Source organism: Paenisporosarcina sp. P4_E4_2, assembly GCF_056401595.1.
The window spans coordinates 1-4,248 of record NZ_JBFUJC010000269.1 but is presented as its reverse complement, the minus strand read 5'-3'; the positions used below and the strand labels follow the sequence as shown (position 1 = coordinate 4,248).

The following is a 4,248-nucleotide window of genomic DNA, read 5'->3' as shown; positions in this document are numbered from 1 at the left end:
ACTTGAAGCTGGTCCAGACTGACGTATTCTGATGGCAAATCAAGGTGTTCCTGTAAGAAACGTGTCGTCCATAGATCTTCTATATTGTCACCATGGGAAGTGAAGACGATCTTAGGCGTACCAGGACGGTCTAGATGCTTCCAGGAAGCGGCAACAGCTTTCCTCATTTCTTTACGTAACAAGTCCACGCATGTTTGATTCGGATTTTCAACTCCATAGTAATTACATACATACTCGTTCGCCTGGAAAGCTTCCTTGATAAACGTCGGGGTATCGGAATTGAATTCCATCAGTTTGATTCCAGAATGTGAAACTACAAAATCAAGACGGCCAATAATGGTTTCTTGGGGAATTGTTTTCAAGCGACAATATGCTAGAGCTTCACTCGGAAAACCAAGTTGTATGAGCGTATTATCATCTAGTTCCCTTAATAGAGGAACCGCTTTTCTGAATATTGCCCCAACTCGTTCCGCCGCAGTTCTGATTTCCTGTAATTCAGCATGTGAGTGTTTCCGAATATCCAATAAAGCATATTCTACTTCGTATAAGTCCGGGAAAAAGTAAGGAACTTGTTCATATATTTTTTGTCTATTCAAATGAAATAGTGGGTCACTCACCCGCCAAATCCTCCTTTGGAGCCACTGCCGATTCCTGATTTATAGCCACTTGTACTGCTTTGTGTGTTTTTATAGTTATTGAAGTTAGTCGAATAATGTGGTGATTTTCTTAACGCAGATTTGTTACTGAACATGTTGCCGAAAAGATAATATGCACCAAAATGTGAGGATCTGCTATCGTCACAATAGTAGGTTGCTTCGTTTTCATCCCATTCCCAGTCATCGCAATCGTACTCAGTAGGTTCTGGTGGCAATGAGGAATTAGATTCGTATTCATCTTGGCCACAACCGGTCATCCCTAAGGCCATAACCGACGTCGCTACGCCTGCCATCAATTTTTTTGTCTTATTCATTTATTGAGTCCCTCCATTTTATATCCGGTCTCCATTAGGTAAAGAACATAGACACGACGATCTTCATCGATTTCCGCGGAATCTTTTTCCCACTCTTGACCATTTATATAGTGGTAAACGGAACCGATTCGGGAAAGAATGTCGATGTGGTGTTCGAACTCCAGCGTTTGCAGGAGTGGATAGTTTTCTCTTTCATTAAATCTACGCATTTCCAATTTCAACGTATTGTTAAGATTGAATTCTTCTTTGTCCTTTTCGCCTTCTTTGTGCTTTTCTACATAAATTACATGCCATTCGCCTTCTATAGCAGATGATGTCTGCTTATAGACTGTACCTTCTTTCACATAAAAATCGCATTCTCTGCGCGCAAGAACTTGATGTAAATCTATCACTTCATAGTGAAATAAAGGTTTATATGAACTTGTACGGTCATATAAACGGTATTCAAGTGACGTATTCACTTTTTCATCCATCCTTTCACAAACCTATGAATACATATACGAATCTCATCTTCATTGGTTTCATTAAAACAAAAGTCGTCAGCTTCCATTGTATAACAGGAAAAAAGAAAAAAGCGAAATCCTTGAAAAAAAGGAGTTCGCTTACTTTATAAGCAATCAATCAATTACATACACTCAAGCCATAATTTCTGGTTTTCTTTGTTCTAAAACCGGTTCTTTGTAAGAGATTTCCTCACCAGTTTCAATATCAATAAACGAACTCGTTTCATTGAACCAGCGGTCTGGTGCTTCGTGTCCCCAAAATGTCTGACGAAGTGGATCATTCAAATCCCAGCGTTTCGGTTTCAAGTCTGGGTCGGTAGTTAAGTAATCACCAGTGTAGAGTTCAATACGATGGCCATCCGGATCTCTCAAGTATAGGAAGAAGGCATTTGATAAGCCATGACGTCCTGGACCGCGTTCAATGGATTGTGCATAGCCCATACTGGCAAGAACGTCACAACAATCAAGAATGCTGATTCGGTCTGTCAGAGAGTATGCAAAATGATGAAGTTTTGGTCCTGGACCACTCATGAATGCATGGTCATGAACGGTTGGCTTGCGGTAAAGCCACGCAGCCCACAAGTCGCCATTTTCAGTTTCCGTATATTCTGAACAGGAGAAGCCTAAGTGGTCAACGTAGAAATCATAAGCTCTTTGAACGTCAGGCACTGCGCAATTAACGTGGTCAATCCGCTGAATTTTCGCTCCGCGGTATAAGTCATAGCGTTGGAGCATGCGATCGGTTGTCTTCATTTCCGCAAAAAACTCCAATGGAATTCCAGAGTTATCATGCACACGAAGTGTTCTTCCGATCGCATGCTGCGTTCCGGAAGGTAGCCATTTTGTTTTCAATCCTTTGGATGTAAAGAGCTTTTCGATTTCGTCAAGATCTTGTTCTTTCGCCACCTTGTAACTGAGTACTTCCACCATTGCTTTTTCTGCTTGTTTTAATAAAAGACTATGATGAGCATGTTCTTCGAGACCTCTTAAGTAAATATGCTGGTCATCACTTTCTGTTTCAATCATGCCTAAACCATTGACGTAAAACTCACGGGAAGCCTGTAAATTGGTTACATGAAGAACTGTCCTCGCGATTCGAATGATAGAAAAATCCATTGTGGTCACCCCCCTCTGCCGTTATTTTCCGAATTGTTGAATATGGTGATCGTTTATTGAAACATGAATAATTTTCTGCTCGGTATAAAATTCGAAACCGTAATGTCCGCCTTCACGACCGATTCCCGAATACTTCGAGCCTCCAAAAGGAGTTCTTAAATCACGCACATTTTGAGCGTTCACCCATAACATACCAGCTTCCACTTTATGCGCTACTCGGTGACCACGTTTGATGTCATTTGTCCATACATATCCTGCCAGCCCGTAATTGATATCGTTAGCCAGTTTAATAGCTTCTTCTTCATCCTTAAATGTCATAACCGTCAGTACCGGTCCGAAAATTTCTTCCTGGGCGATGCGCATATGATTCTCTGCATTTAACAGTAGAGTCGGTGCAACAAAATTCCCTTTCGCCATTTCTTCAGGAATATCTGCCGTAATGACTTCCGCGCCTTCTTCTTTGGCAATATCCAAGTAGCTTTTCACTTTTTGATAATGACCTTTATCGATTAAGGGCCCCACTTCTGTGTCGGCTTCTAGTGGATCACCCATCTTGATTTTTGCTACACGTTTTTTCAGTGCTTCAATAAATTCATCTTTTATGGATTCCTGCACAAACAAGCGGGAGTTCGCGGTACATCTTTCCCCGTTAAAGGAATAAATTCCCCAGACGCATGCATCCATTGCCCGCTCAAAGTCAGCGTCGTCAAAGACGATAATCGGTGACTTCCCACCTAGTTCCATCGAACAGCTTTTCAAAGTATCAGCACTATTTTTAATAATAGTCGAGCCGGTTTTTGTCTCCCCTGTAAATGAAATCAGTTGAACTTCGGGATGCTTAACGAGCGCATCCCCAGCTGTCTCTCCATAGCCATGAACCACGTTGAAGACACCTTTTGGCAGGTCTGCTTTATGAATGATTTCAGCTAACAAGTTCGCCGACAGTGGCGACAGTTCTGCTGGCTTCAAAACAACCGTGTTGCCGGTTGCCAGTGCAGGAGCAACTTTCCATGTTTCCAGCATAAATGGTGCATTCCACGGAGTGATTAACCCTGCTACACCAACTGGCGTGTTGATTGTATAATTGATAAATTCGTCGTCCACTTGATAGGCATCGCCGACGAGGCGGCTTTCCACCATGCGTGCATAAAACCTGAAGTTTTCCGAAGCACGGCCAACCATTTTTTTGGTTTGGCTGATTGGAAGTCCCGTATCGAGCGCTTCCAAGTAAGCAATTCTCTCTACTTCTTCATCAATCAAGTCCGCTATCCGATAAATGTATTCCATTCTTTTTGTAAGTTTCATCGTCTTCCAAGGACCATGGTCAAAGGCATCACGTGCAGCAGCTACTGCTTTATAAATGTCTTCTGCTTGTCCTTCAGCAACTTCGTTGATTTGTTCATTTGTAAAAGGATTCATATTGATTATCATATTGCCACTAGTAGCAGAAGTGAATTCCCCATTGATATAGAGTAGGATATTGTCTTGCGTTTCATGTTTAAACGCCACTTTTTCTCGTGAAGATACCATACTTATCACCTATATTCTTAAGTTTGTAGTGATCATCAACTAAGTTATTAGTTTACAGCCGCTTCCTTTGGAAGTTTCCCAAGGTCGACGAGTGTTTCGCGAACTTCTTTTTTCAGAGCCTCTGAAGGG

5 protein-coding genes are annotated in these 4,248 nt (G+C 41.8%); all 5 read right to left on the bottom strand.

What is annotated here, in order from left to right; all coding sequences use genetic code 11:
• Positions 1–617 (bottom strand): glutathionylspermidine synthase family protein (locus AC1DSB_RS15175; protein WP_477587022.1); only part of this gene is annotated, 617 nt, incomplete at its 3' end.
• Positions 614–970 (bottom strand): hypothetical protein, encoded by a 357-nt coding sequence (locus AC1DSB_RS15170; protein ID WP_342541603.1) that lies wholly within the window; start codon positions 968–970, stop codon positions 614–616. The genes AC1DSB_RS15170 and AC1DSB_RS15175, both read right to left, overlap by 4 nt.
• On the bottom strand, positions 967–1,443 hold the full coding sequence (locus AC1DSB_RS15165) for a hypothetical protein (protein ID WP_342541604.1): 477 nt from the start codon (positions 1,441–1,443) through the stop codon (positions 967–969). The genes AC1DSB_RS15170 and AC1DSB_RS15165 overlap by 4 nt, the downstream gene beginning before the upstream one ends.
• 162 nt (positions 1,444–1,605) lie before the next feature.
• Positions 1,606–2,589: a 3,4-dihydroxyphenylacetate 2,3-dioxygenase gene (gene hpaD, locus AC1DSB_RS15160; RefSeq protein WP_477532128.1), complete on the bottom strand. Its 984-nt coding sequence runs from the start codon at positions 2,587–2,589 to the stop codon at positions 1,606–1,608.
• 21 nt (positions 2,590–2,610) lie between these two features.
• Positions 2,611–4,119, bottom strand: a complete 1,509-nt coding sequence (gene hpaE, locus AC1DSB_RS15155; protein ID WP_477532129.1) for a 5-carboxymethyl-2-hydroxymuconate semialdehyde dehydrogenase — start codon at positions 4,117–4,119, stop codon at positions 2,611–2,613.
• Positions 4,120–4,248: the final 129 nt, after the last annotated feature.

Bases quoted from the DNA above. Each gene is read 5' to 3' on its own strand.
- AC1DSB_RS15170 (WP_342541603.1), bottom strand. From the start codon at position 970: ATGAATAAGACAAAAAAATTGATGGCAGGCGTAGCGACGTCGGTTATG.
- AC1DSB_RS15165 (WP_342541604.1), bottom strand. From the start codon at position 1,443: ATGGATGAAAAAGTGAATACGTCACTTGAATACCGTTTATATGACCGT.
- hpaD (WP_477532128.1), bottom strand. From the start codon at position 2,589: ATGGATTTTTCTATCATTCGAATCGCGAGGACAGTTCTTCATGTAACC.
- hpaE (WP_477532129.1), bottom strand. From the start codon at position 4,119: ATGGTATCTTCACGAGAAAAAGTGGCGTTTAAACATGAAACGCAAGAC.